General features: G+C 67.9%; 18 protein-coding genes. 13 read left to right on the top strand and 5 right to left on the bottom strand.

The annotated features are described in order from the left end of the window. Nucleotides 1–83: 83 nt before the first annotated feature. The gene (gene zwf / locus ACGHC0_RS04705) at nucleotides 84–1,550 is read right to left on the bottom strand and encodes a glucose-6-phosphate dehydrogenase (RefSeq protein ID WP_019702554.1); all 1,467 of its coding nucleotides are present in this window, start codon (nucleotides 1,548–1,550) and stop codon (nucleotides 84–86) included. Nucleotides 1,551–1,749: 199 nt separating this feature from the next. Between zwf and tal the strand changes: the two genes are divergently transcribed. The 12 genes from tal to xylB all read left to right on the top strand — a co-directional run bounded on the left by tal (nucleotide 1,750) and on the right by xylB (nucleotide 15,163). Beyond that, nucleotides 1,750–2,697, top strand: a complete 948-nt coding sequence (gene tal, locus ACGHC0_RS04710) for a transaldolase (protein WP_368354202.1) — start codon at nucleotides 1,750–1,752, stop codon at nucleotides 2,695–2,697. 14 nt (nucleotides 2,698–2,711) lie between these two features. Continuing rightward, on the top strand, nucleotides 2,712–4,307 hold the full coding sequence (gene pgi, locus ACGHC0_RS04715; RefSeq protein ID WP_415267566.1) for a glucose-6-phosphate isomerase: 1,596 nt from the start codon (nucleotides 2,712–2,714) through the stop codon (nucleotides 4,305–4,307). 249 nt (nucleotides 4,308–4,556) lie between these two features. Then, nucleotides 4,557–5,867 carry an ABC transporter substrate-binding protein gene (locus tag ACGHC0_RS04720; protein WP_368354204.1) on the top strand — a complete coding sequence of 437 codons (1,311 nt, stop codon included), beginning with the start codon at nucleotides 4,557–4,559 and terminating at the stop codon, nucleotides 5,865–5,867. 73 nt (nucleotides 5,868–5,940) lie between these two features. Continuing rightward, a complete protein-coding gene (locus ACGHC0_RS04725; RefSeq protein ID WP_368354205.1) occupies nucleotides 5,941–6,798 on the top strand; it encodes a carbohydrate ABC transporter permease in 858 nt (285 codons plus the stop codon). Between the two features lie 17 nt (nucleotides 6,799–6,815). Continuing rightward, on the top strand, nucleotides 6,816–7,652 hold the full coding sequence (locus tag ACGHC0_RS04730; RefSeq protein WP_415267567.1) for a carbohydrate ABC transporter permease: 837 nt from the start codon (nucleotides 6,816–6,818) through the stop codon (nucleotides 7,650–7,652). Nucleotides 7,653–7,698: 46 nt separating this feature from the next. Next, nucleotides 7,699–8,742 (top strand): ABC transporter ATP-binding protein, encoded by a 1,044-nt coding sequence (locus ACGHC0_RS04735; RefSeq protein WP_415267568.1) that lies wholly within the window; start codon nucleotides 7,699–7,701, stop codon nucleotides 8,740–8,742. A 101-nt stretch (nucleotides 8,743–8,843) separates the two neighbouring features. Next, complete coding sequence (dalD, locus tag ACGHC0_RS04740; protein WP_415267569.1) at nucleotides 8,844–10,238, top strand: D-arabinitol 4-dehydrogenase; 1,395 nt, start codon at nucleotides 8,844–8,846, stop codon at nucleotides 10,236–10,238. A gap of 5 nt (nucleotides 10,239–10,243) precedes the next feature. Beyond that, complete coding sequence (locus ACGHC0_RS04745) at nucleotides 10,244–11,038, top strand: L-iditol 2-dehydrogenase (protein ID WP_415267570.1); 795 nt, start codon at nucleotides 10,244–10,246, stop codon at nucleotides 11,036–11,038. A gap of 5 nt (nucleotides 11,039–11,043) precedes the next feature. Next, complete coding sequence (locus tag ACGHC0_RS04750; protein WP_415267571.1) at nucleotides 11,044–11,715, top strand: transaldolase family protein; 672 nt, start codon at nucleotides 11,044–11,046, stop codon at nucleotides 11,713–11,715. A gap of 19 nt (nucleotides 11,716–11,734) precedes the next feature. Then, nucleotides 11,735–12,730, top strand: coding sequence for a carbohydrate kinase family protein (locus tag ACGHC0_RS04755; RefSeq protein ID WP_415267572.1), 996 nt, complete (start codon nucleotides 11,735–11,737; stop codon nucleotides 12,728–12,730). After that, nucleotides 12,727–13,680: an AraC family transcriptional regulator gene (locus tag ACGHC0_RS04760; RefSeq protein WP_415267573.1), complete on the top strand. Its 954-nt coding sequence runs from the start codon at nucleotides 12,727–12,729 to the stop codon at nucleotides 13,678–13,680. The genes ACGHC0_RS04755 and ACGHC0_RS04760 overlap by 4 nt, the downstream gene beginning before the upstream one ends. A gap of 25 nt (nucleotides 13,681–13,705) precedes the next feature. Next, nucleotides 13,706–15,163: a xylulokinase gene (gene xylB / locus ACGHC0_RS04765; protein ID WP_415267574.1), complete on the top strand. Its 1,458-nt coding sequence runs from the start codon at nucleotides 13,706–13,708 to the stop codon at nucleotides 15,161–15,163. A gap of 105 nt (nucleotides 15,164–15,268) precedes the next feature. Here the strand turns inward: xylB and groL are convergent, their stop codons facing one another. Further along, complete coding sequence (groL, locus tag ACGHC0_RS04770; RefSeq protein WP_368354214.1) at nucleotides 15,269–16,906, bottom strand: chaperonin GroEL; 1,638 nt, start codon at nucleotides 16,904–16,906, stop codon at nucleotides 15,269–15,271. Between the two features lie 58 nt (nucleotides 16,907–16,964). Next, nucleotides 16,965–17,255, bottom strand: coding sequence for a co-chaperone GroES (locus ACGHC0_RS04775; RefSeq protein ID WP_013593381.1), 291 nt, complete (start codon nucleotides 17,253–17,255; stop codon nucleotides 16,965–16,967). A 591-nt stretch (nucleotides 17,256–17,846) separates the two neighbouring features. On the opposite strand from ACGHC0_RS04775, the gene fusA reads away from it, so the two are divergent. Beyond that, nucleotides 17,847–19,892 (top strand): elongation factor G, encoded by a 2,046-nt coding sequence (gene fusA / locus ACGHC0_RS04780; protein ID WP_415267575.1) that lies wholly within the window; start codon nucleotides 17,847–17,849, stop codon nucleotides 19,890–19,892. Between the two features lie 106 nt (nucleotides 19,893–19,998). Here fusA and ACGHC0_RS04785 read toward each other — a convergent pair whose 3' ends face one another. Both ACGHC0_RS04785 and ACGHC0_RS04790 read right to left on the bottom strand, forming a co-directional pair. Continuing rightward, nucleotides 19,999–23,382: a hypothetical protein gene (locus ACGHC0_RS04785; RefSeq protein ID WP_415267576.1), complete on the bottom strand. Its 3,384-nt coding sequence runs from the start codon at nucleotides 23,380–23,382 to the stop codon at nucleotides 19,999–20,001. A gap of 21 nt (nucleotides 23,383–23,403) precedes the next feature. Then, on the bottom strand, nucleotides 23,404–25,182 hold the full coding sequence (locus ACGHC0_RS04790; RefSeq protein WP_368354217.1) for a carbamoyltransferase: 1,779 nt from the start codon (nucleotides 25,180–25,182) through the stop codon (nucleotides 23,404–23,406). Between the last annotated feature and the right edge of the window lie 11 nt (nucleotides 25,183–25,193).

The following is a 25,193-nucleotide window of genomic DNA, read 5'->3' on the forward strand; positions in this document are numbered from 1 at the left end:
GGGCCACTGGCGTCGTCCCCCTGCCCGCCGTGCGCAGCACGGCGAGAGCGGGGGGATGCGGCGCAGCCGCTCAGGGGGGTGTTTCAAGATTCCTCCATCCAGCTATGCCCTTCGCGCGCCACCATGGCGCTCGCGGCGCTGGGCCCCCAGCTGCCGGCGGCGTAGGGCCGTGGGCCGTCTTCCGAGTCGCGCCAGGACTGCATGATGGGCTCGACCCAGCGCCATGCTGCTTCCTGCTCGTCGGCGCGCACGAAGAGGTTCAGCCTTCCCGCGATCACGTCGAGCAGCAGGCGTTCGTAGGCGCCCACCCGCTCGGTGCCGAAGCGCTGTTCGAAGTCCAGGTCCAGGTGGACCGGTGCCAGGGCCTGCACTTCGGAGATGCGCATGCCGCGCTTTTCCTGGCCGGCGGCGAAGAGGTGCAGCGCCACGCCGTCGCGCGGCTGCAGGTGGATCACGAGGCGGTTGGCGCTGCCCAGCGGCGTGCGGTAGATAGCGTGCGGCGTGGGCCGGAAGTTGATGGCGATGTGTGCCTCGTGCGAGGCCAGCCGCTTGCCGGTGCGGACGTAGAACGGCACGCCCGCCCAGCGCCAGTTGGCGATCTCGGTGCGCAGCGCCACGAAGGTTTCCGTGCGGCTGTCCGCGGGCACGCCGTCTTCCTCGGCATAGCCGCGCACGCGCTCGCCGCCCAGCGAGCCGGCGGTGTACTGGCCGCGCACCACGTCCCGCGACAGCGTGGCCGGGGTCCAGGGCACCAGCGAGCGCAGCACCTTGAGTTTCTCGTCGCGGATGGCGTCGGCGTGGGCGTTGATGGGCGGCTCCATGCCGATGGCGCAGAGCAGTTGCAGCGCGTGGTTCTGCACCATGTCGCGCAGCGCGCCCGTGCCGTCGTAGAAGGCGCCGCGCTTTTCCACGCCGAGCTTCTCGGCCATGGTGATCTCGATGCTGGCCACGGTCTCGCGGCGCCAGAGCGGCTCGAACAGGGCGTTGCCGAAGCGCAGCGCCAGCAGGTTCTGCACCGACGGCTTGCCCAGGTAGTGGTCGATGCGGAAGATCTGCTCTTCGTCGAACACGCGGCGCACGGCGGCGTTGATGGCGCGGTTGGAGGCCAGGTCGTGGCCCAGGGGCTTTTCCAGCACCACCCGCGTGTGCGGCGTGGCGAGGCCCGCGGCGCCGAGCTGCTCGCAGGCCGTGGTGAACAGGCCCGGGGCGGTCGCGAGGTACATCACCACGGTGTCGGCCTGCCGCTCGGCGAGGCGCGCCCCGAGCGCCGCGTAGTCGGCGGGCCTGGACAGGTCCATGCGCTGGTAGTGGAGCAGGGCGGCGAAGCGCTCGAACTCCTCGGCGTTGGGGCGCTTGTCGCCCTCCACTGCCGCGAAGCGGCTGGCGATGAGTTCGCGGTAGGCCGCATCGCTCAGGTCGTCCCGCGCCACGCCGATGATGCGGCCTTCCTCCGGCAGCGATCCGTGCCGGAACGCCTGGAAGAGGGCCGGCAGCAGCTTGCGCCATGCCAGATCGCCCGTGCCGCCGAACAGGACCAGATCGAAACTCATTGCTGCTGCGCTCCCGATGTCTGAAGTGGGTGGAGTGAGGAAACCCGGACGGCGGGAAACGCCGCGGTCCATGGCGCGATGTTACCGAGTTTCACCTTGAGGTGGCGGCTGACAGGAACTCCGGTTACAACGCGCCTACACTCGCGGGTGGCGCAGCGGGGACATCGCACCCTCGCCCCACCCAACCCCGGAGGATTGCATGAACCAACTCGACGCCCTCAAGCAGGTCACCACGGTGGTGGCCGATACGGGCGATTTCCGACAGCTCGGCGCCTACCAGCCGCAGGATGCGACCACCAATCCCTCGCTGATCCTCAAGGCGGTGCAGAAGGCCGAGTACGCCCCCTTGCTGCAGGAATCCGTCGAACGCTGGCGCGGACGGCCGCTCGACGAGATCATGGACCGGCTGATCGTGCGCTTCGGCTGCGAGATCCTGTCGCTGATTCCCGGGCGCGTCTCCACCGAAGTGGATGCCCGTCTCTCGTTCGACACCATGGCCACGGTGACGCGCGGCGAGCGCATCATCGATCTCTACCGGGCCGAGGGCGTGGACACGGCCCGCGTGCTGATCAAGATTGCCTCTACCTGGGAAGGCATCGAGGCCGCCCGCATCCTGGAGCAGCGCGGCATCCGCACCAACCTCACGCTGCTGTTCTCTCCCGTGCAGGCCGTGGCCTGCGGCGCGGCCAAGGTGCAGCTGATCTCGCCCTTCGTGGGCCGCATCTACGACTGGTACAAGAAGCAGGCCGGCGCGCAGTGGGACGAGGCGGCGATGTCCGGCCCCAACGATCCCGGCGTGCAGTCGGTGCGCCAGATCTACCAGTACTACAAGCACTTCGGCATCCGCACCGAGGTCATGGGCGCGAGCTTCCGCAACGTGGGGCAGATCACCGCGCTGGCGGGCTGCGACCTGCTGACCATCGCGCCGGAACTGCTGGCGCAGCTGGCCGCGTCGGAGGCGCCGCTCACCCGTGCGCTCGACCCGGACGCCGCCCGCAGCCTGGAGCTGCAGCCAGTGCAGTACGACGAGCCCGGCTTCCGCTACGCGCTCAATGCCGACGCCATGGCGACCGAGAAGCTGGCCGAGGGCATCCGCGCCTTCGCTGCCGACGCCGCCAGGCTCGAGCAGATGGTCCTCGCCGCATGAGGAGGGACGCCGCGATGACCCTCCAAGCTGCCGGACGCGTGCGCTGCGACCGCACCGCTGCCTGGGCCGCGCTGCAGGCCCACTACGATGCCGCGGGCCGTGGCTTCGATGTCCGCGACGCCTTCGCGGCGGACCCGCAGCGCTTCGGGCGCTTCAGCCAGGAAGCGCCGCACGTCTTCGCCGACCTGTCCAAGAACCGCATCGGTGCCGACACCGAAGCCCTGCTGCTGCAACTGGCCCGTGAATGCGGCCTGGAGGGCTGGCGCGACGCGATGTTCGCGGGCGAGGCGATCAACCACACGGAGCAGCGCGCGGTGATGCACTGGCTGCTGCGCGAGCCGGCTCCGGCCGTGCCGCCCGCGGCCCCGGAGGCCTCCGGCGCGGTGGCCGCCGGCCGGCGCGACGTGCATGCCACCCTGCAGGCCATGCTGGATTTCGCTGAGCGCGTACGGGCCGACGATGCCATCACCGACATCGTGAACATCGGCATTGGCGGCTCCGACCTGGGCCCGTCGATGGTGACCAAGGCGCTGGACGACCTGTGCCATCCGGGCAAGCGCCTGCATTTCGTCTCCAACGTGGACGGCGCGGAGCTGGGCGGCGTGCTGCGCACGCTCCGCCCGGAAAGCACGCTGTTCCTGGTCGCCTCCAAGACCTTCACCACCGCAGAGACGATGACCAACGCGCACGCCGCGCGGGCCTGGTTCCTGGCCCGGGGTGGCAGCGAAGAGGGATTGCAGCGTCATTTCGCCGCGCTGACCACGAACGTGGAGGCCGCGGCCGCCTTCGGCATCCAGACCACGTTCGGCTTCTGGGACTGGGTGGGCGGGCGCTATTCGCTGTGGTCCGCCATCGGGCTGCCCATCGCGATCGCCGTGGGAGCGGAGGGTTTTCGCGGCCTGCTGGCGGGCGCGCATGCGATGGACGAGCATTTCCGCACTGCGCCGCTGGAGCGCAGCCTGCCGGTGCGCCTCGGCCTGCTGGACGTCTGGTACCGCAACTTCCACGGCTTCGCGACGCGCAGCGTGGCGCCCTACAGCCATGCGCTGCGCCGGCTGCCGGCCTACCTGCAGCAGCTGGAGATGGAAAGCAATGGCAAGGGCGTGGATGCCGAAGGGGAGACGCTGCCCTTCGCCACGTCGCCCGTGGTCTGGGGCGAGCCCGGCACCAACGGCCAGCACGCCTTCTTCCAGATGATCCACCAGGGGCCGGACATCCTGCCGGTGGAGTTCATCGTGCTGCGCGAACCGGGCCGCGACCTGCCGGAGCAGCATCCCCGCCTCGTGGCCAATGCCCTGGCGCAGGCCAAGGCGCTGATGCAGGGCAAGGCCAGCGACGACGGACACCGCCGCTTCACGGGCAACCGGCCGAGCACTTTCCTGGTGCTGGATCGCCTGGATCCCCCGTCGCTGGGCGCGCTGATCGCGCTCTACGAGCACCGCGTCTTCGTGAGCGGCGCGCTCTGGGGCATCAACAGCTTCGACCAGTGGGGCGTGGAACTGGGCAAGGTGCTGGCCAAGGACCTGGAGCCGCGCCTGGCTTCGGGCAACGGCGAGGGGCTGGATGCCTCCACCGCCGGACTGCTGCGGCGGCTTGCACCGGGGGGCTGACGCCTTTCCATCCTTTTTTTCCTGCACCCAGCACGACAGCCCGCTCCATGCGGGCTGTCTGCTTTGGGCCGCCGGGAGGTGCTTTCCATGCTGTATTGCATGGATTAGGGAATATCCCAGGCAGTCTGCGCAAAAAAGTACCAACAAGGGTGAAGCGAGTACCAGCATGGAGGGGAGCCTTGGACAGAATTCCACCCCACGGCGACCTGTTCGACATGAAGGCGGGCGTCGCTCACCCAAGGAGACAACATGAAGCGTTTTCTGAAAGCGGGCCTCGCCCTGGCCGTGGCCGGCGCAGCCGGCCTGTCCCAGGCCGCCACCGAACTCGTGATCGCGACCGTCAACAACGGCCACATGATCGAGATGCAGAAGCTCACCCCCTTCTTCGAGAAGGCCTACCCCGACATCAAGCTCAAGTGGGTCACGCTGGAGGAGGGCACGCTGCGCCAGCGCGTGACCACGGACATCGCCACCAAGGGTGGGCAGTTCGACGTGATGACCATCGGCCTCTACGAGGCGCCGATCTGGTCGAAGAAAGGCTGGCTCAAGCCCATCGCCACGGACGCGGCCTACGATGTGGACGACCTGCTGCCCGCCATCCGCGACGGCCTGTCGCATGACGGCAAGCTCTACGCGGCCCCGTTCTACGGCGAGAGCTCCATGCTCATGTACCGCAAGGACCTGGCCGACAAGCTGGGCGTGAAGTTCTCCGACCAGCCCACGTGGGCCGAGGTGAAGGCCTTCGCCGACAAGGCGGGCGACCCCAAGGCGGGCGTGTATGGGATGTGCCTGCGCGGCAAGCCGGGCTGGGGCGACAACATGGCCTTCCTCTCCACGCTGGTCAACACCTACGGCGGCCAGTGGTTCGACATGGCCTGGAAACCGCAGATCGACTCCCAGCCCTGGAAGGACGCCATCGGCTTCTACGTCGATCTGATGAAGAAGGACGGCCCCCCGGGTGCCTCGGCCAACAGCTTCAACGAGAACCTGGCGCTGTTCAGCGAAGGCAAGTGTGCGGCATGGGTGGACGCCACCATCGCGGCTTCGTTCGTCAGCGACCCGAAGCAATCGAAGGTGGCCGACAAAGTGGCCTTCGCGCAGGCGCCCACCGCCGTGACGCCCAAGGGCGCGAACTGGCTGTGGTCGTGGAACCTGGCCATCCCCGCGGGTTCGTCCAAGGATGAGGCGGCGCAGAAGTTCATCCGCTGGGCCACCTCCAAGGACTACATCGCACTGGTGGCCAAAGAGGCTGGCTGGGCTGCCGTGCCCACGGGCACGCGCAAGTCCACCTACGCGAATCCCGAGTTCCAGAAGGTCGCCAGATTCGCAGCCGCCGAGAAGAAAGCCATCGACTCGGCCAACCTCTCGGACAGCACGCTGCCCAAGTCGCCCTATACCGGCGTGCAGTACGTGGCGATCCCCGAGTTCCAGGCCATCGGCATCGCGGTGGGACAGCAGATGAGCGCGGCGCTCTCGGGCAAGGCGACGGTGGAACAGGCGCTCAAGACCTCGCAGACCATCGCGGAACGCGAGATGAAGAAGGCCGGGTACTACAAGTAGCAAGCAGGCCTCCGCCCCGGCGGCTGCGCGGCATGCCGCGCGGCCGCACGCCAACCGCAAGGGACACGCTGCCATGAAAAGACTCCTGCCCCGCGCCCTGATGGCGCCCGCGGTGCTCACGCTGCTGGCGTGGATGATCGTGCCGCTCGCGATGACGGTGTATTTCTCGGTCGTCAGCTACAACCTGATGCAGCCGGGCGAGCATCCGTTCGCGGGCCTGGACAACTTCCAGTACTTCATCACCGACCCGGACTTCTGGCCGGCGGTATGGAACACGCTGCTGCTCATCGGCAGCGCCATCGCCATCACCGTGGTGCTGGGCGTGTTGCTGGCGCTCCTGGTGAACGAACCCTTCCCGGGGCGCGGCATCGTCCGGGTGCTGCTGATCTCGCCCTTCTTCGTCATGCCCGCGGTCAACGCGCTGCTGTGGAAGCACATGATGATGAATCCCATCTACGGCATCCTGGCCGACCTGTGGCGGTTCTTCGGCGCCACGCCCATCGACTGGATGACCGACTACCCGCTGCTGTCGGTCATCATCATGGTGGCCTGGCAGTGGCTGCCCTTCGCCTGCCTGATCTTCATCACCTCGCTGCAGTCGCTGGACCGCGAGCAGATGGAGGCCGCGCGCATGGACGGCGCCACCGCCGTGCAGCGTTTCTTCTACCTGGTCATCCCGCACCTGGGCCGCCCGATGGCGGTGGTCATCATGATCGAGATGATCTTCCTGCTGAGCGTGTTCGCGGAGATCGCCATCACCACCAGCGGCGGCCCGGGCAACGCCAGTACCAACATGACCTACCTGATCTTCAAGCAGGCGCTCATGAACTTCGACGTGGGCGTGGCCTCCGCAGGCGCGCTGTTCGCCGTGGTGCTGGCCAACATCGTGGCCGTGTTCCTGATCCGGATCGTCGGCAGGAACCTGGACTGAAAAGGCGCTGAACCACCATGCAAGTCCATTCTTCCGCCGGCGGCCGGCTCGCGCTCGCCATCCGCACCGTGGGCGCCTGGGGCGCCGCGCTGCTGCTGTTCTTCCCCATCGCCTGGCTGTTCCTCACGGCCTTCAAGACCGAACTGCAGGCCATCCACGTGCCGCCGCTCTTCGTCTTCGAGCCCACGCTGGAGAACTTCAGCGAGGTGCAGCGGCGCAGCGACTACCTGCTGTATGCGCGCAACTCGCTCATCACCAGCCTGGGATCGACCGTGCTGGGCCTGCTGATCGCCGCGCCCGCGGCCTATTCGATGGCGTTCTTCCGCACGCGCAGGACGCGGGACGTCCTGATGTGGATGCTCTCCACCAAGATGATGCCGGCCGTGGGCGCGCTCGTGCCCATCTACGTGATCGCGCAGACCGCCGGCATGCTGGATTCGCTCACGGCGCTCACCATCGTGTTCACGCTGTCGAACCTGCCGATCATGGTGTGGATGCTCTACAGCGCCTACAAGGACATTCCGCACGAGATCCTGGAGGCCGCGCGCATGGACGGCGCGGGCCTGTGGGCAGAGTTCCGCCACGTCGTGCTGCCGCTCTCGGTGGGCGGCATGGCTTCCACCGGCCTGCTGTGCCTGGTGCTGAGCTGGAACGAGGCCTTCTGGGCGCTCAACCTCACTTCCGCCAAGGCCGGCACGCTGGCCACGCTCATCGCGTCCTACTCCAGCCCCGAAGGGCTCTTCTGGGCCAAGCTCTCCGCCGCCTCGCTCCTGGCCATCGCGCCCATCGTGGTGTTCGGCTGGTTCAGCCAGAAGCAGCTGGTGCAGGGGCTGACCTTCGGCGCCGTCAAGTGAGCGCGTGGGCAGAGACAACGAGACACAAGAAAGGCAGACACCTTCCATGGCCTACCTCGAACTCCAGGGCATCCGCAAGCGCTTCGGCGATGCCGAAATCATCAAGGGCGTGGACCTGCAGATCCGGAAAGGCGAATTCATCGTCTTCGTGGGGCCGTCGGGCTGTGGCAAGTCCACGCTGCTGCGGCTGATCGCGGGACTCGAACCCATCACCAGCGGCAGCCTGATGCTGGATGGGCGCGACATCACGCACACACCCTCGGGCAGGCGCGACCTGGCGATGGTGTTCCAGAGCTACGCGCTGTATCCGCACATGAGCGTGTACGACAACATGTCGTTCGCGCTCAAGCTCGCGGGCGTGGCCCGGGACGAGATCCGGGCCAAGGTGGAGCATGCGGCCCGCACGCTCAACCTCACGCAGTACCTCGGCCGCACGCCCAGGGAGTTGTCCGGAGGCCAGCGCCAGCGCGTGGCCATCGGACGCGCCATCGTGCGCGAGCCCAAGGTGTTCCTGTTTGATGAACCGCTCTCCAATCTCGATGCGGCCCTGCGCGGCAACACCCGCGTGGAGATCCACAAGCTGCACCGTGCCCTGGGCGCCACCACCATCTACGTGACGCACGACCAGGTCGAGGCCATGACCCTGGCCGACCGCGTCGTCGTCTTCAAGGACGGGCTCATCGAGCAGGTCGGCACGCCGCTGGAGCTCTACGATCACCCGGCCAACCGCTTCGTCGCGCAGTTCATCGGCATGCCGTCGATGAACATGGTGGCGGCCCGGGCCATCGCGCCCTTCGCCGCGGCCACGGGGGGCGTGCTGCCCGCAGACGGCTTCCTGGGCGTGCGGCCCGAGGGGCTGCGCGTGCACCGCAGCGATGGCCCGGACGGAGAGCAGGGCGTGCCGGGCCGCGTCGAGCTGGTCGAGGCCCTGGGGGCCGACACGCTGATCCACGTCGATGTGGCCGGCGTGCCGCTGGTGGCACGCCAGAACGAGCGCACGTCGCTGCAGCCCGGCGACGGCGTGGCCGTGGAACTGGATCCCGCCGTGCTGCACTGCTTCGACCGCGAAGGCCGCGCGCTGCGCACCTGAACACGTTTTCTTCTTCGCCCCGCTCATTCCACCACCCATTCCTTCAGCGGACCATCGCCGTGACCCCTGCGCACCTTCCTCCGGCTCCCACGGAGTTCACCATGCTTCACCTGGGCCTGGGCTCGTTCCACCGGGCGCACCAGGCCGTCTATCTGCAGCGCCTCATCGACGCAGGCGATACGCGCTGGTCGCTCTCGGGCGCCAACATCCGGCCCGACATGCCCGAAATCATCGCCGCGCTGCAGGCGCAGGGCGGTCGCTACACGCTCGAAACGGTGTCGCCTGCGGGCGAGACCTTCTACGAGGAGATCGCAGCCATCCGCGAGGTTCTGCCCTGGGGCCCCACCCTGGCCGCCGTGATCGCGCGCGGCGCCGCACCTTCCACGCGCATCGTCTCCTTCACAGTGACCGAGGCGGGCTACTACCTCGATGCCCGGGGCCGGCTGGACATCGGTTTCGCCGAACTCGCGGCCGACATCGACCGCGCCCGCCACGCAGAGGTGAGCGGCGAGAACGGCACGCTCTACGGCGCAGTCACCGCCATCCTGCGCGCGCGCCGCGCGGCCGGCGCAGGGCCGCTCACGCTGCTCAACTGCGACAACCTGCGCCACAACGGAGACCGCTTCCGCGCCGGCCTGCTCGAATTCATCGAGCGCGCAGGCGATGCCGGCCTGCTGGCCTGGGTGCAGGACCATACCGCCTGTCCCAACGCCATGGTGGACCGCATCACGCCGCGCGCGCCGGCCGAGCTGCGCGGCCGGGTGCGGGCCGCCACGGGCCGCGATGACGCCGCCGCCATCACCGCCGAGCGCTTCATCCAGTGGGTGATCGAAGACCGGTTCGCCGCCGGCCGGCCGGCGTGGGAGCACGTGGGCGTGGAGATGGTCGAGGACGTGCAGCCCTACGAAGAGGCCAAGATCCGCCTGCTGAACGCCGCGCACAGCTGCATCGCCTGGGCGGGCACGCTGGCGGGGCTGGACTTCATCCATGAAGGCACGCACGACGCCGCCATCCGCCGGATGGCCTACGACTACGTGACCGACGACGCCATCCCCTGCCTGGGCCGCCCTGGCCAGCCCAGCCCGGTCGATCTGCCTGCCTACCGCGACGTGGTGCTCGACCGCTTCGGCAACCCCGCCATCCGCGATACCAACCAGCGCGTGGCCATGGACGGCTTTTCGAAGATTCCCGGCTTCATCGCGCCCACCGTGCGCGAGCGCCTGGCCGCCGGCCAGTCCATCGACAGCGTGGCCATGCTTCCCGCGCTGTTCCTGGCCTTCCTGCAGCGCTGGCACCAGGGGCGCCTGCCCTATGCCTACCAGGACCAGGGCATGGACGAGGCCGTGGCGCACGCCATCTGCGATGCGGCCGATCCCGTCGCGGCGATGTGCGCAGACGCCGGCCTGTGGGGCGACACCGCAGGCGATCCGCGCCTCATCGACGCGATGCGGCGCGCCAGCGAGCGCGTCGCGCGATTCATTCAATCCAGGAGCTGACCCCCATGACGACCCCCTCCCGCCTGCAAGACCGCCACGTACTGCTCACCGGAGCCGGCGGCGGCATCGGCCTGGCCGTGGCAGAGGCCTGCCTCGCCGAAGGCGCGCAGTGCAGCGTCGTCGATCGCGGCGCAGCCGTGCCCGCGGAAGTGGCCGCGCTGCAGCAGCGCCACCCCGGGCGCATCGCCTATATCCCGGCCGACATCACCGAGCCTGGCGCCATCGTGCGCCTGCTGGGCGAGGCCATCGCCGCCTTCGGCCCGGTCCACACGTTGTTCAACAACGCCGCGGTATTCGACCTGGCGCCCCTGCTGGAAAGCGACGAGGCCTCGTTCGACAGGCTGTTCGCAGTCAACGTCAAGGGCATGTTCTTCGTGATGCAGGCCGTGCTGCGTCACATGGTGGAGGCCGGCACGCAGGGCGCATCGGTCATCAACATGGCCTCGCAGGCCGGCCGGCGCGGCGAGGCGCTGGTGTCGCACTACTGCGCCACCAAGGCCGCCGTCATCAGCTACACGCAGAGCGCGGCACTCGCCATGGCGCCGCACGGCATTCGTGTCAACGGCATCTCGCCCGGCGTGATCGACACGCCCATGTGGGCGCACGTGGACAGCCTCTTCGCCCGGGCCGAAGGGCTGCCCATCGGCGAGAAGAAGCGCCAGGTAGGCCTGGCCGTGCCGCTGGGCCGCATGGGCGATCCGCGCGACGTGGCCGGCGCGGCCGTGTTCCTCGCCAGCGACGAGGCCCGCTACATCACCGCCCAGACGCTCAACGTCGATGGCGGCAACGTCATGAGCTGAAAAGCATGCACGCCACCGATTTCCATCTCTACATCGACAGCGCCGACATCGCGCAGATCGAAACCTGCCTGCCGCACCCGGTCATCCACGGCGTGACCACCAACCCCACGCTATTGCTGCGTGCCGGTGTGAAGCAGGCTGCGGTCCCGAGCCTGCTGGCGCGCTGCATCGAACTGGGTGCGCGGCAGGTGCAGGCACAGGTGTCTTCCTCCGACACGGACGGCATGCTCGAAGATGCGCAGGCCTTGCTGCGCCACTTCGACAGGGGACAGCTGGTGGTGAAGCTTCCCGCCACGCGCCAGGGGCTGGATGCGGGCGCCCGGCTCATCGCGCAAGGCACTCCCGTCACCTGGACGGCCGTCTATGCCCTGGAGCAGGCGCACTTCGCAGCGCAACTGGGCGCGGCCTATGCGGCCCCGTACCTGGGCCGGCTGAATGATTCCGGGGTGGATGGCCTCGCGCGCATCGCGCAGATGCAGGCACTGGTGGCGCAGGCGCCGGCCCCGCGAACGCGCCTGCTGGTGGCCAGCGTGCGCTCCCGCGATGCCTACCTGGCCCTCCTGCAACTGGGCGTGGGTGCCATCACCATCCCGCCGCAGCTGTTCACTGAACTCTTGGACCACCCCGCCACGCTGGAGGCCGAGCGCGGCTTCCTGGCCGATGCGGCGGCGTGCTGAACCGCCAGGAGACTCCCGCATGCGTGTAGCCTTCATGGGCGAGGCCCTCATCGACTTCACCTCCTCCGGCACCCATGGCGCACTGGGCTTCGCGGGCCACGTGGGCGGCTCTCCGCTCAACGCCGCCATCGCCTGCGCCCGGCTCGGCCAGCCCACCGGCCTGCTCACGCAGCTGTCCACCGATCTTTTCGGCGAGCGCATCCTGGGCTACCTGCAGTGCAACGGCGTGGACACGCGCTTCGTGCCGCGCAGCGCAGCGCCCTCCACGCTGGCCTTCGTCGAGCGCACGCCGCAGACCAACCGCTACGCCTTCTACGCCGCCGGCAGCGCCGATGCGACCTGGGCTCCCGATCCGCTGCCCGAACTGCCGCCTGAATGCGCCTTCCTGCATTTCGGCTCCATCGCCATGCTGCAGCAGCCTGCGTCCGCGCGCATCCTGGACATGGTGCGCGCCTCGGCAGGGCGCCGCGTCGTGGTGCTCGACCCCAACGTGCGGCCCAGCCTGATCGGCGACATGGTGCATTACCGCGCGCAGGTGGCGCAGTGGGCGGGCCACTCCGATGTCGTCAAGCTCAGCGACGAGGATGCGGAACTGCTCGCGCCCGGCCAGCCGCCGGGCGCGCTGGCGGCGGATTACCTGGCCGCCGGTGCCCAGGCCGTGGTCGTCACCCAGGGGCCAGCCGGCGCCACGCTCTGGCGCGCGGGCCATGCCCCCCTGGCCGTGGCCACGCCCCGCGTGCAGGTGGCGGACACCATCGGCGCGGGAGACACCTTCACCGCGGGGCTCTCGGTGGCCTTGCTGGCGCACGGCGTCGAGCGGCCCGCGCAGCTGGCTGCACTGGACGACGACGGCTGGCGTGCAGCCATGCGCTTCGCGGCCGCCGCCGCGGCGCTCAACTGCATGCGGGAGGGGGCCGATCCTCCGTCGCTCGCCGCCGTCCAGGGGCTGCTCGCCTGCACCGACAATGTTCCTGAAGCCCTCCCGATGGGTGCTTCGAACCCATGCACGCCATGACGACACCCCGCAAGCGCCCCGTTCCACGGCAACGCCAGCCGGTGCTGGAGCGTGACATCGCGCGCTCACCTTCGCTGGGTTACGAGACGTCCGAGGAGGCCGGCCTGGTGCGCTGCCTGGCGCACGGGTTTCCGAGCCCGCTGGTGCGGTGGCACTTCCACGAAGACTACGAACTGCACCTGATCACCGAGACCTCGGGCAAGGCCTTCATCGGTGACTGGATCGGGCCGTTCCAGCCCGGCCACCTCGTGCTGTGCGGTCCACGCCTGCCGCACAACTGGATCTCGCTGGACGTCGCCGAGGGCGGGGCCCCCGGCCGCGACCGCGTGATCCAGTTCTGCCACGAACCCATCGAGCGCGCCGCCGCCGGCATCCCGGAGCTGCGCGAGATCATGACCCTGCTGGAGCGGGCGCGCCACGGCATCGAGTTCTTCGGCATGTCGCAGAAAGCGCTGGAGCACTGGGACACCGTCAAGGCCGCACGTGGCCTGCGTAGGCTGGGCCGGTTCTGTGAATTCCTCGCCGACCTGGCCGACTGCACCGACTACCGCCTGCTGTCGAGCGTGCAGATGCAGGGCCAGCACGGAGCCGACGGCGATGCCCAGGTGGACCGGATCAACGGCATCGTGGACCGCATCACCCGCAACATCGCGGAGCCCATCTCCATGCAGGAGGTGGCCACCGAGCTGGGCATGAGCGAAAGCCGCTTCAGCCGCTTCTTCCGGCGTGCCACCGGCAACAGCTTCACCGACTTCGTGAACCGCGTGCGCATCAACAGCGCCTGCCACCTGCTGATGCAGACCGACGACTATGTGACCGACATCTGCCACCAGGTCGGCTTCAACAACGTGGCCAATTTCAACCGGCGCTTCCTGGAGATCAAGGGCATGACGCCCACGGAATTCCGCCGGCAGGCCGACACCCGCTTCGGCGGGGTGCTGCAGAACTGACAAAACCTGCACAAGGGAGCCATTCGTGTACCTGGGCATCGATCTCGGAACCTCCGAACTCAAGGCACTGCTGCTGGCCCCCGACCACCGCATCGTGGGCGTGGCGCGCGCACCGCTGACCGTGCAGCGGCCGCAGCCGCTGTGGTCCGAGCAGGCGCCGCAGCAGTGGTGGGATGCGCTGGAAGCCGTCATGCAGGCGCTGCGCAGCGCCCACCCCACGGAACTGGCGGCGGTGCGCGCCCTGGGCCTGTCGGGCCAGATGCACGGTGCCACGCTGCTGGACGCGGCCGGCAAGGTGCTGCGTCCGGCCATCCTGTGGAACGACGGCCGCAGCACCGCGCAGTGCGAAGCGCTTTCCCGCGCCGTGCCACGCCTGGGTGAGATCAGCGGCAACCTGGCGATGCCGGGCTTCACCGCGCCCAAGCTCCTCTGGGTGCGCGAGCACGAGCCCGGCGTCTTCGCCCGCACGGCCCGTGTGCTGTTGCCCAAGGACTGGTTGCGCTTCATGCTGAGCGGCGAGGCGGTGGGCGAGATGTCGGATGCGGCCGGTACGCTGTGGCTCGATGTGGGCGCGCGTGACTGGTCCGATGAACTGCTGGCAGCGACCGGGCTCACCCGGGTCCACATGCCGCGCCTGGTCGAAGGCAGCGAGGCCTCGGCGCGGCTGCTGCCCGAACTGGCTGCCCGATGGGGCCTGGGCGGCAACGTCGTGATCGCCGGTGGCGCAGGGGACAATGCGGCGAGTGCCGTCGGCATGGGGCTGGTCGAGCCGGGGCAGGGCTTCGTCTCGCTGGGCACTTCGGGCGTCGTGTTCGTTTCCACCGACCGTTTCCTGCCCAATCCTGCGCAGGCCATGCACGCGTTCTGCCACGCACTGCCCGGGCGCTGGCACCAGATGTCGGTGATGCTGTCGGCCGCGAGCGCCGTGCAGTGGGGGGCCAAGGCTTTCGGCTTCGCCAGCGAGGCCGCATTGCTGCAGGCCGCGGCCACCGTGGCGCAGCGGGAACGCTGCCCGCTGTTCCTGCCCTACCTCTCGGGCGAACGCTCGCCGCACAACCATGCCGGGGCGCAGGGCGTGCTGTTCGGACTGACCCATGCGCATGGCCCGGCCGAGATCGCCTACGCGATCGTCGAGGGGGTGGGGTTCGGCCTGCGGGACGGCCTGGACACCTTGCGCCTGCCCGAAGGCACGCTGCTGCGCGAGATGGCGCTGGTCGGAGGCGGCGCGCGCAGCGCCTGGTGGGGACAGTTGCTGGCCGACATCCTGCAGGTGCCGCTCACCCTCTACGAAGGCAGCGAAACCGGCGGTGCCCTGGGCGCGGCACGGCTGGCCTGGCTGGCCGATGGCGGCCGCGTGGCCGAGGTCTGCACACTGCCGCAGCCCCGGCAGCGCTTCGATCCCGCCACAGCGGACGCCGCCGGGCATGCGGCGCGCCATGCGCGCTTCCGAACCCTCTACCAGGCGCTGCGCGATCAGTTCTGACACAAGGCCCCGCGCCACGGCACGGTGCCGGTGTACGACGCAGACACCATGAAAAAGGGCCGCTTGCGCGGCCCTTTGGTCGGGTGAGCGAGGCTCAGCCGGGCATTACATGCCCATGCCACCCATGCCGCCCATGTCGGGCATGGCGGGAGCAGCCGCTTCGTCCTTCGGAGCCTCGGCCACCATGGCTTCGGTCGTCAGCAGCAGCGAAGCCACGGAAGCGGCGTTCTGCAGGGCCGTGCGGGTCACCTTCGTCGGGTCCAGAATGCCCATTTCGAGCATGTCGCCGTAGGTGTCGTTGGCGGCGTTGAAGCCGTAGTTGCCCTTGCCGTTCAGCACGGCATTGACCACCACCGAGGGCTCGCCACCGGCGTTGGCCACGATCTCGCGCAGGGGCGCTTCGATCGCCTTCAGGATCAGCTTGATGCCGGCGTCCTGATCGGGGTTGTCACCCTTGATCTCGCCAGCAGCCTGCTTGGCGCGCAGCAGGGCCACGCCACCGCCGGCCACGATGCCTTCTTCCACGGCAGCGCGGGTGGCGTGCAGCGCGTCTTCCACGCGTGCCTTCTTTTCCTTCATCTCGACTTCGGTGGCAGCGCCGACCTTGATCACGGCCACGCCGCCGGCCAGCTTGGCCACGCGTTCCTGCAGCTTCTCGCGGTCGTAGTCGCTGGTGGCTTCCTCGATCTGGATGCGGATCTGCTTCACGCGGGCTTCGATGTCAGCGGCAGCGCCTGCGCCGTCGATGATGGTGGTGTTTTCCTTGCCCACTTCGATGCGCTTGGCCTGGCCCAGGTCGGCCAGGGTCACCTTCTCGAGCGTCAGGCCCACTTCCTCGGCGATCACCTTGCCGCCCGTCAGGATGGCGATGTCTTCCAGCATGGCCTTGCGGCGGTCGCCGAAGCCAGGCGCCTTCACGGCCACGACCTTCAGGATGCCGCGGATGGTGTTGACCACCAGGGTCGCCAGGGCTTCGCCCTCGACTTCCTCGGCGATGATCAGCAGCGGACGACCGGCCTTGGCAACCTGCTCCAGCGTGGGCAGCAGGTCACGGATGTTGCTGATCTTCTTGTCGAACAGCAGCACGAAGGGGTTGTCCAGCAGGGCAGCCTGCTTTTCGGGGTTGTTGATGAAGTAGGGCGACAGGTAGCCGCGGTCGAACTGCATGCCTTCCACGACATCCAGCTCGTTGTCCAGGCTCTTGCCGTCTTCCACGGTGATCACGCCTTCCTTGCCGACCTTGTCCATGGCGTCGGCAATGATCTTGCCGATGGATTCGTCGGAGTTGGCGGAGATCGAACCCACCTGGGCGATTTCCTTGGAGGTCGTCGTGGCCTTGGAAGCCTTCTTCAGCTCGGCGACCAGGGCCGTCACGGCCTTGTCGATGCCGCGCTTCAGGTCCATCGGGTTCAGGCCGGCGGCCACGTACTTGGAGCCTTCGCGGACGATGGCCTGGGCCAGCACCGTGGCGGTGGTCGTGCCGTCACCGGCGTTGTCGCTGGTCTTGGACGCCACTTCCTTCACGAGCTGGGCGCCCATGTTCTGCAGCTTGTCCTTCAGCTCGATTTCCTTGGCCACGGACACGCCGTCCTTGGTCACGGTGGGGGCGCCGAAGGAGCGCTCGAGCACCACGTTGCGGCCCTTGGGGCCCAGGGTCACCTTGACGGCGTTGGCGAGGATGTTCACGCCTTCGACCATGCGAGCGCGGGCTTCGCCGCCGAAAACTACGTCTTTTGCTGCCATTTTGTTTCTCCGGATTCAGTCAACAGGAAGTTGGAAGAGGATGTGATCCGCGAAGCGATCACTTCTCGACGACTGCGAACAGGTCGTCTTCCTTCATGACCAGCAGTTCGTCGCCGTTGACCTTGACGGTCTGGCCCGAGTACTTGCCGAACAGGACGCGATCGCCGACCTTGACGCTCAGCACGCTGAGTTCGCCCTTGTCGTTCTTCTTGCCAGGGCCCACGGCCAGGACTTCGCCTTGATCGGGCTTCTCGGCAGCGTTGTCGGGGATCACGATGCCGGAGGCGGTCGTGGTTTCGCTTTCAATGCGCTTGACGATCACGCGATCGTGCAGGGGGCGAAGGTTCATTTGCATCTCTCCTGGTTCAATAAGGATTGCGACATCGACAGGACGCCCGCGGAAGGCGGGCGTCGGGATCTTCAGCGGCCGTGTCCCACACGGTTGTTAGCACTCGTCCGCTTCGAGTGCTAATGATACGGGCATTTGCTGGCGTTTCAAGGGGCTGGGGCGGGATGCCATGGCCGGCGACCGGCGCATGCCCGCGAAGGGCCTTGCCCCCTGGCTGGCTGGAGAGGATAATTCGTCTCCATGAACATTCTGACCAACGTGATCAAGGCATCTTTCGCCACCTAGTTGCGCCCCTGATCGCGTATCGGAGGGCTGCGCGCCTTCCGGTCACCACAGACCCCGGCAGGCTCGCACCTCCGGGGTTTTTTGTTTTCCAGACTTTCCCACCGACACCCATGCGTACCTACGACAAGTTGATCGCCACGATTCCCGACCGCCGGAGCTTGAGTTCCGTGCGCCCGGGCTTCGGCGACAGCACACCCCCCATTCCACGCTAGCCCGAAGGCGGATCTTCTCGCCTGGGCTGGCGACCTAGCCAACCAGGCGGCAGCTGCTCGCAGAGCCGAGTGCAGCCGCGAAGAAAGATTCGCCATGAGAAACTCCCGCAACCATATCGCCCGTCTGCGCAACATCGGTGTCATCGCCCACGTCGACGCGGGCAAGACGACCACCACCGAACGCATCCTGTTCTATACCGGCGAAAGCCATCGCATCGGCGAAGTGCACGACGGCACGGCGCACATGGACTTCGATCCGCAGGAGCAGAAGCGCGGCATCACCATCCACAGCGCGGCCGTCACCGTGCATTGGAAGGGCACGCAGCTCAACCTGATCGACACGCCCGGCCACATCGACTTCAACATCGAGGTGAACCGCTCGCTGCGCGTGCTCGACGGTGCGGTCGTCGTGTTCGACGGCGTGGCGGGCGTGGAGCCGCAGACCGAGACCAACTGGCGCCTGGCCGACAGGTACCGTGTGCCTCGTATCGCCTTCATCAACAAGCTCGACCGCGTGGGAGCCGATTTCGGCCGCGTGGTGACCATGATGGGGGAGCGCCTGGGCGTGCGCGTCGTGCCGCTGCAGATTCCCATCGGCGCGGAAGGCGACTTCCGCGGTGTGGTGGACCTGCTCAGCCTGCGTGCCCGCATCTGGGACAGGGACGATGCCAGCACTTCCTACCGTGAGACCGACGTGCCCGCCGACCTGGCCGAGCAGGCTGCGCATGCACGCGCCCGCCTGGTCGAAGCAGCGGTGGAGCAGGATGAAGCTGCCCTGGAGGCCTACGTGAACGGTGAACCCATCGCCGTGGACATGCTGCGCTCGCTCTTGCGCCGGGGGGTGCTGGCGGGTGCCTTCGTTCCCGCGCTGGCGGGCTCGGCCTTCAAGAACCGCGGCGTGGAGCCTTTGCTCGATGCCGTGGTGGACTACCTGCCCTCGCCGGAAGACGTGGCGCACGCGGGCCGTGCCGACGGCAAGCCGGCATCGGCGGCAGATCCGTTCTCGGCCCTGGCGTTCAAGGTCGTCGCCGACGACCATGGTGCCAAGGTGTTCGTGCGTGTTTACAGCGGCCGGCTGGTCCGGGGCGATGTGGTGCTCAACACCAGCACGGGCAGGACCGAGCGCGTATCGAGGCTGTACGAGGTGCATGCCGACAAGCACATCGAGCGCGAGGAACTGGTGGCGGGCGACATTGCCGCCGTCGTCGGCCTCAAGGACACCCTCACGGGCCACACGCTGAGCGATCCGGCCCATCCCGTGGTGCTGGAGCAGATCAGCGTGCCCGAGCCGGTGATCCACGTGGCCATCGAGCCCCGGGCAAGCGCCGACCAGCAGGGCTTGTCGAAGGCGCTGCAGTCCCTGCTGCGCGAAGACCCGAGCCTGCGCCTGCAGCAGGACGCCGAGTCCGGCCAGACCATTCTGTCCGGCATGGGCGAACTGCAGCTCGAGGTCTCGATCGAGAAGCTGCGCGCGCGCCATGGGATCGATGTGTCGGTCGGGCGCCCCCAGGTGGCCTACCGTGAAACCATTTCCCGCCGCGTGGAGGTGAACCATGTGCACAAGAAGCAATCGGGCGGTCCTGGCCAGTTCGCCGAGGTGAGGCTGCAGTTCGAGCCCCTCCCCCGGGGCGAGGGCATCCGCTTCGAGAGCCGCGTTGTCGGCGGCACGGTGCCGCGCGAGTTCATTCCCGCGGTGGAGGCCGGCATCCGCCGTGCCGCCCGCTCCGGCGTGGTGGCTGGCTTTCCCGCCGTGGACTTCGTCGCCACGCTGGTGGATGGCAGCTACCACGAGCGCGATTCGTCCACGGTGGCGTTCGAACTGGCGGCCGTGGCGGCGTTTCGCGACGCCTTTGCCAAGGCCGGGCCCCTGGTGCTGGAGCCGGTGATGGCCGTCGAAGTCATCATCCCGGCCGAGTGCCTGGGTGACGGCATCGGCGACCTGAACCGCCGCCGTGGCGTCGTCCGCGGCCAGGGCCAGCGCGGCAACGCCGCCACGATCGAGGCGCAGGTGCCGCTGAAGGAAATGTTCGGCTACATCGGCAGCCTGCGCGCGCTGTCGTCGGGGCGTGGGCAGTACTCGATGCAACTGGACCACTATGGGGTGGTGCCGGAGAGGGAGATGGCCGCGTTGATGCGGTGACCTGGCGCACGCCAGGGGCGATACCCTGGCAGGGGCGCGGACGGTGTCCGCGCCCTTTTTTCCTGGCGGATCGCCGGCGCCGGGCGGGCAATTCACCGTGCCTGCATCATGGGTCCCGGCTTTCCAGTCCTCTGGGGGCCGTCGCCGAAGCCGTGCTGCTGCCGGGCCTGTCGCGGACAGCCCAGGCACCGATCGCCGTGGCGGCCGCCCCAGCGCACCAGAAATAGAAAAACAGCGTGCTCAGGTGGGCGGCCAGTACGCTTTGCCCCAGCCACAGCGCAGCGCAGGAAAGTGCCAGCGCAGCCACGGCACCCGCAAGAAGTCCCCCCCCGGGCACACGCCGCAGCGCGCATGCCCAGCGTGAGCCGCGGGCCTCCAGGGCGGGGAGAAGGCCCCGTGCCGCCTGCCACCAGGCAGCCACCAGAACAATGGCGCCCATGGTGATCCAGACGTTTTCCCTCCGGACGATGGCGGGTGCCGACAGGCCGAGGGCATACAGCCCCAGGCTGGAGAGCATCAGCAGGAAGCCTGGATGGCATGCGATGGTACGCAGGCTCGCCGCGGGAGCGGTGGACACGGAGAAGCCGGTCCAGAGCACGCAGGCCAGCACCAGGCTCGCATGGGCGAGAAACTGTTTCGGAGGTCCCAGATGTCCCAGCAGCCACGCCAGAAGCGCGAACCAGAGCAATGCGACGACCGGGCGCAATGAAGGCCCGGGCAGGCGCGAGTCCGGTGCCGCAGGCCATAGCCGCACGCACACCGTCAAGGTCGCGAGCAGGCCTGCAGCGAGGAACCACGGGGCTTCCGCGTCCTTGCGCCCACCCATCCACATCCAGAGCAGTGCAAGCCCTGTGGCCGCTGCTGTGAACATGGCTTTAGCGTGTGGAAACGCCTGTGGCATGTCGGACGTGCGGATCCAGTCCCGCATGCCATCCGCCCAGATGCGGAACGGCCGGCACCACTGCATCGCCAGGCGCCCCAGCCCCTGGCTGCGGGCCGTGGCCAGCACGACTGCCATGATGAAGAGGGCCAGCCACGCACTTTGCAGGCGAAGCCCCGCCTCGGGCTGGGGAAAGGCTGCCACCGATTGACGGAGCCGGGTCTTGCGTTGCTCCTCCAGCGCCGGCCAGAGCGACGGATCTGCCACCCAGGTAATGCGGCGCAACTCGAACAGGTCTTCATCCTGCCAGGGGTGGTCCGCCGGGGGGCGGTCTGCCATGGGCTTCCAGGCTCCGTAGTCCAGCCATACCGGAGCCGGCAGCGCGGGAACCGAGGCGGGCGAACCGCCGACTGGCCGCAGAGGCGGAGCGCCGCGCTCCAGTTGCAATGCAAGTCCATGCGAGAGCGTGTCCAGCACCGACGGTCGCGCGGCTGTGCCGAGCAGAACCTGCAGGCCGCCGGCCTGGGGGGGCGCGGAAAGACGGGCTGACCAGACCAGTGTGCTCAGCGGCTCGTCCGGCGCGAGGCTGCCGCTTTGCCGCAGCGCCGAAAGGCCGGTCTGCCATTGCGCCGTGGACGGGCAGAAGGTGGTGCGTGCCTGGCCACCCCGTTCGCCTGTAGCTTCCACGGTCAGCCAGCACGCTTCCCGTGGCAAGGTGCCGAAGGTGTGCGTGATGCGGGCTTGCAGCAGGTCGCCTGCCCGGAGGCCGGACGGATGGGATGTCCACCGATAGGTTCCGCCGGGGAGCATCCCCTCGTCCGGAGCGAGCGGCAGGGGCCGTAAGGCCCAGCCGGGTCGCGGCTGGCTCGCCAGATCGCCCTGCGGGACCAGGTAGGGTCGGAAAATGCCCAGGCTCGCCAGCGTCCAGTCCTGTGGTGAACCGGACGGCTGGAAGGTGATGGACAGGCCGCGGATACGCGTGCCTGCCGGGATGTCTGCCGGCAGCGGCTGAGCCCGGTTCGGTGTGAGCTGGAAACGGGATATGGCCCCGGACTCCAGCTGCAGTTCCGCGTCGAGAGAGTTGAACTGCAGGGCTCCCGATGGCATGTCGGCATAGACGTGCAGATCCGGCCGGGCAATGGCGTGGAAGGCCCAATCCATGCGGGCCGTTCCGAGCCCGGAGGCCACGAGCCCTTCCCTGGCAATGGCCAGGCGGGGATGGGCCCCACTCCATTGCAGGCGCACTCCCCAGCCCGGAAGTTCGGCTGCGGCGTCCGGTCCGGGGAGGCGCCGCATTTCGGTGTCTGCCGCCGCGAACGGCAGCCATTGCACGTACTGCAGCCACTCCCGCGATGCGGAGTCCGCCCGCAGGAACGGCCCGCCCATCTTCTCCAGTTGCCTGCGAACGCCTGCGAGGAACTCGGGCTCGGGTCGCGCGCTTTCCGGCCTGATCAGGCTGGCGCGGAAGATGCCGTTTTCGCAACCCTGCGGAACATGCAGGAGCATCCCCGCGAACTGCTCAGCATTCCCTGGCGTCCTGTCGATACCTTCCGTGGGGAAGTACCGCCGTTGCAGGCGCTTGCCCGATGCTGCGTCTGTCAGGTGGTCGATCCGCGCAGATGGCGAAGTGACGCTGTCGCGCGTGGGCTCTCCCAGGACACGCATGCTGCGCAGGGGCCTGGCTCGGGCCACGTCCGCTTCGTTGCCCTGATAGGAAATCAGGATTTCCGAGAGATGGGGCGCATCGCCCCATCGCGCCCTGTCCGCGAGCGCACTGCCCAGGTGCAGCGATACGCGCGTGCGTGTTCCATCGTCTTCGGTGCGGCTGGTGAATTCGCCACCCGACAGCAACTGATGGGCCTTTCGCCCGGGGCCTTTGGAGATCGACAGGTTCACGCCGCTCAGCACGGTTCCGCCCGGGAACTCCAGTTCGATGGTGTGGGCATCGCGCAGCGGTATGTCCAGGCGCCGCTGGATGACGGTGAACCCTCCGTCCTGTGCGTACCGCCAACGCTGGTCGGGCGCCAGTCCGAGTTCCCGCCTGAAGAGATAGCCGAGGCCCTTCCGGACCCACTCGAGGTGGTCCGGCTGCTCTGCCATGATGACCGTTGCGTCTGCAGCCTGCAGGTCGTCATCGCCGAGCCGAACGATGCGCCGGCTCTGTCCCGGCCCGGCAGACTGGAACTCCATGGACCAGTCCGCTCGGCAACCACGCCGGTCCTCGGTTTCCGCCAGCAGTTCGGTGAAATCCTGCAGTCGGGTGCCGCTGGGTGCCAGGAATTCCTGGGTCACGCCACTCTGGTCCGGCCGGGCAGCGCCGGCAGGTACGAGTGGAATTCCGTCGTCCGGCTTCCCCGCACCGGATATCCTGGGAACGATCTCCGCCCTGACGCGGTAGCTGCCCTGTGGCAGGGGCTCTGCAGGAGCGAGCTGCAGGATTTTCTGCCCCCAGTAACTGGACACCAGGGGATCTCCGAACGTGATTTCCCGCCGCGGTAGCGTCGTTTCGCCGGCAGCCCACGCCATGCCCGCGGCGAGGCCGAGGAGGGCGCCGGCCGCCCGCAGGATTTTGCCCGCCCGCTGCCCGTGGGCCCTGAGGGAGTTCTTCATGCGGGTTTGCGGGACCGCCATTCAGGAGACGACGAAGTTCTCGATGGCAAGGGTGTCCACGCAGCCTTGCCTGAAGGCCCGGATGGCATCCTCGGGTGTGTTCACGATCGGCTCCTCGTGCATGTTGAAGCTGGTATTCACCAGGATCGGAATGCCGGTCAACTTCTCGTAATGGATCAGCACGTCGTGATAGACCGGATGCTTTTCCTTCTTGATCAACTGCGGGCGCGCCGTACCGTCTACATGCACCACGGCCGGTGCGAGCTGCCGGTACTTTTCCTGGACGTCATACGTGATGGTCATGAACTCTGCGGCGAACTCCGAGCCGGCCAGCTTGCCTGCCAGGACATCCCCCGCCCGCTCATGGGGCAATACCGGTGCGAAAGGCATGAATTCGGAGCGCTTCATGCGCTTGTTGAGCGTATCGTTGATCGCGTATTGCTTGGCGGACGCCAGGACGCTTCGGGCGCCCAGGGAACGCGGCCCGAACTCCATTGCGCCGCTGAAGAATCCCACGACCCGGTCCTGCGCGATCAGTTCCGCGATGCGGCGGGCCCGGGCGGAGGGATCATCGATGCGCTCCATTTCCTGGATACCCGCCTGCTGCAGTGCCTGCTCCACCCGCTCGGTTCCGTAGGAGGGGCCGAGGTACATGGTGTCGAGAGTCCTGCCAGCGAAGGCCGGGGAGCGCTGCTTCAGATGAAGGTAGGCCGCACCGACACACAGGCCTTCGTCGCCCATGTAGGGGGCCACGAAGATGTTCTGCACGCCTTCGATGTTGAACAGGCGCTGGTTCAGCTTGACATTGGCCACCACCCCGCCCGCCAGCACCAGGTTCGAGCAGCCGGTCTGCTGGAGATAATGGCGCACGAGCTTCAGCACACTGTCCTCGAGCACGGCCTGCGCTGCCGCGGCCATGTCTTCCTGCGTGTACTGCCTGCCCCCGAAATGCTTCCGGAACGCGGTGCCCGGCCGGTAGTTGTTGAGGGCATCCCTGAACTGCTGCAGCGTGACCTTGCCGCTCAGGAAGCGGGCATAGTTCCTGGCCAGGAACAGGTGCTCGGCGGGGAAGTCCGGCTTGAACATCGCTTCCACCAGGGCCGAACGGATTTCCACATCCCCACCCTCCGTGCTGATCTGGAAAAGGTCGCTCAATTCGGAATACAGCCGGGACTGGTCGCCATAGGCGGCCAGGCCGGTGAGCTTGCCTTCGTGGCGGAAGATGCGGAAGCCGAGGCCGCTGGTGACGGCGCCGTAGAAGAATCCGAGGGAAGCATCCTCCTTGAATTCCTTCAGGCGGCGCAAGGTGCCCTGGCGCCCATGGGATATGGTGAGCGACAGACCGTCGCCGCCGCCATCGATGGTGACCACCAGTGCGTCATCCATGCCGCACGCGTAATACGCACTTGCCGCATGGCATTCATGATGGTCATACCAGTTCGGGGCTGCCGCTATGCCCAATCCCTTGAGGACGCCGTGCCATTCGGTGCGCCCGTCCTTCTTGGAAAGGAAACGGGGAAGCAGCAACGGGTTGCGCAGGCTTCTTTCCTGCTGGTCCGAAGGCAGGAAGTCGATCTTGCGGAACCGGTGGCCGCCGGCGATCGCCACCCCTTCGATGCGCGAGACATCGAAATGGCGTGCCACATGAGAGAGCGCATCCAGCGGGATCGAGTTGTAGCATTTGATCCGGTTGAAGCGCTCTTCCGATGCCGCGAAAAGGATTTTTCCTTCCATGTCTGTCACGCTGACGGACGACGTGTGCTGGGGCGAAATGCCGAGGATGAGTGCGTTGCTGTTCATTTTTCAATAAG

Source organism: Acidovorax sacchari, assembly GCF_042847045.1.
Taxonomy (GTDB): Bacteria; Pseudomonadota; Gammaproteobacteria; order Burkholderiales; family Burkholderiaceae_C; genus Paracidovorax; species Paracidovorax sacchari.

Bases quoted from the DNA above. Each gene is read 5' to 3' on its own strand.
- zwf (WP_019702554.1), bottom strand. From the start codon at position 1,550: ATGAGTTTCGATCTGGTCCTGTTCGGCGGCACGGGCGATCTGGCATGG.
- tal (WP_368354202.1), top strand. From the start codon at position 1,750: ATGAACCAACTCGACGCCCTCAAGCAGGTCACCACGGTGGTGGCCGAT.
- pgi (WP_415267566.1), top strand. From the start codon at position 2,712: ATGACCCTCCAAGCTGCCGGACGCGTGCGCTGCGACCGCACCGCTGCC.
- ACGHC0_RS04720 (WP_368354204.1), top strand. From the start codon at position 4,557: ATGAAGCGTTTTCTGAAAGCGGGCCTCGCCCTGGCCGTGGCCGGCGCA.
- ACGHC0_RS04725 (WP_368354205.1), top strand. From the start codon at position 5,941: ATGAAAAGACTCCTGCCCCGCGCCCTGATGGCGCCCGCGGTGCTCACG.
- ACGHC0_RS04730 (WP_415267567.1), top strand. From the start codon at position 6,816: ATGCAAGTCCATTCTTCCGCCGGCGGCCGGCTCGCGCTCGCCATCCGC.
- ACGHC0_RS04735 (WP_415267568.1), top strand. From the start codon at position 7,699: ATGGCCTACCTCGAACTCCAGGGCATCCGCAAGCGCTTCGGCGATGCC.
- dalD (WP_415267569.1), top strand. From the start codon at position 8,844: ATGCTTCACCTGGGCCTGGGCTCGTTCCACCGGGCGCACCAGGCCGTC.
- ACGHC0_RS04745 (WP_415267570.1), top strand. From the start codon at position 10,244: ATGACGACCCCCTCCCGCCTGCAAGACCGCCACGTACTGCTCACCGGA.
- ACGHC0_RS04750 (WP_415267571.1), top strand. From the start codon at position 11,044: ATGCACGCCACCGATTTCCATCTCTACATCGACAGCGCCGACATCGCG.
- ACGHC0_RS04755 (WP_415267572.1), top strand. From the start codon at position 11,735: ATGCGTGTAGCCTTCATGGGCGAGGCCCTCATCGACTTCACCTCCTCC.
- ACGHC0_RS04760 (WP_415267573.1), top strand. From the start codon at position 12,727: ATGACGACACCCCGCAAGCGCCCCGTTCCACGGCAACGCCAGCCGGTG.
- groL (WP_368354214.1), bottom strand. From the start codon at position 16,906: ATGGCAGCAAAAGACGTAGTTTTCGGCGGCGAAGCCCGCGCTCGCATG.
- ACGHC0_RS04775 (WP_013593381.1), bottom strand. From the start codon at position 17,255: ATGAACCTTCGCCCCCTGCACGATCGCGTGATCGTCAAGCGCATTGAA.
- fusA (WP_415267575.1), top strand. From the start codon at position 17,847: ATGAGAAACTCCCGCAACCATATCGCCCGTCTGCGCAACATCGGTGTC.
- ACGHC0_RS04785 (WP_415267576.1), bottom strand. From the start codon at position 23,382: ATGAAGAACTCCCTCAGGGCCCACGGGCAGCGGGCGGGCAAAATCCTG.
- ACGHC0_RS04790 (WP_368354217.1), bottom strand. From the start codon at position 25,182: ATGAACAGCAACGCACTCATCCTCGGCATTTCGCCCCAGCACACGTCG.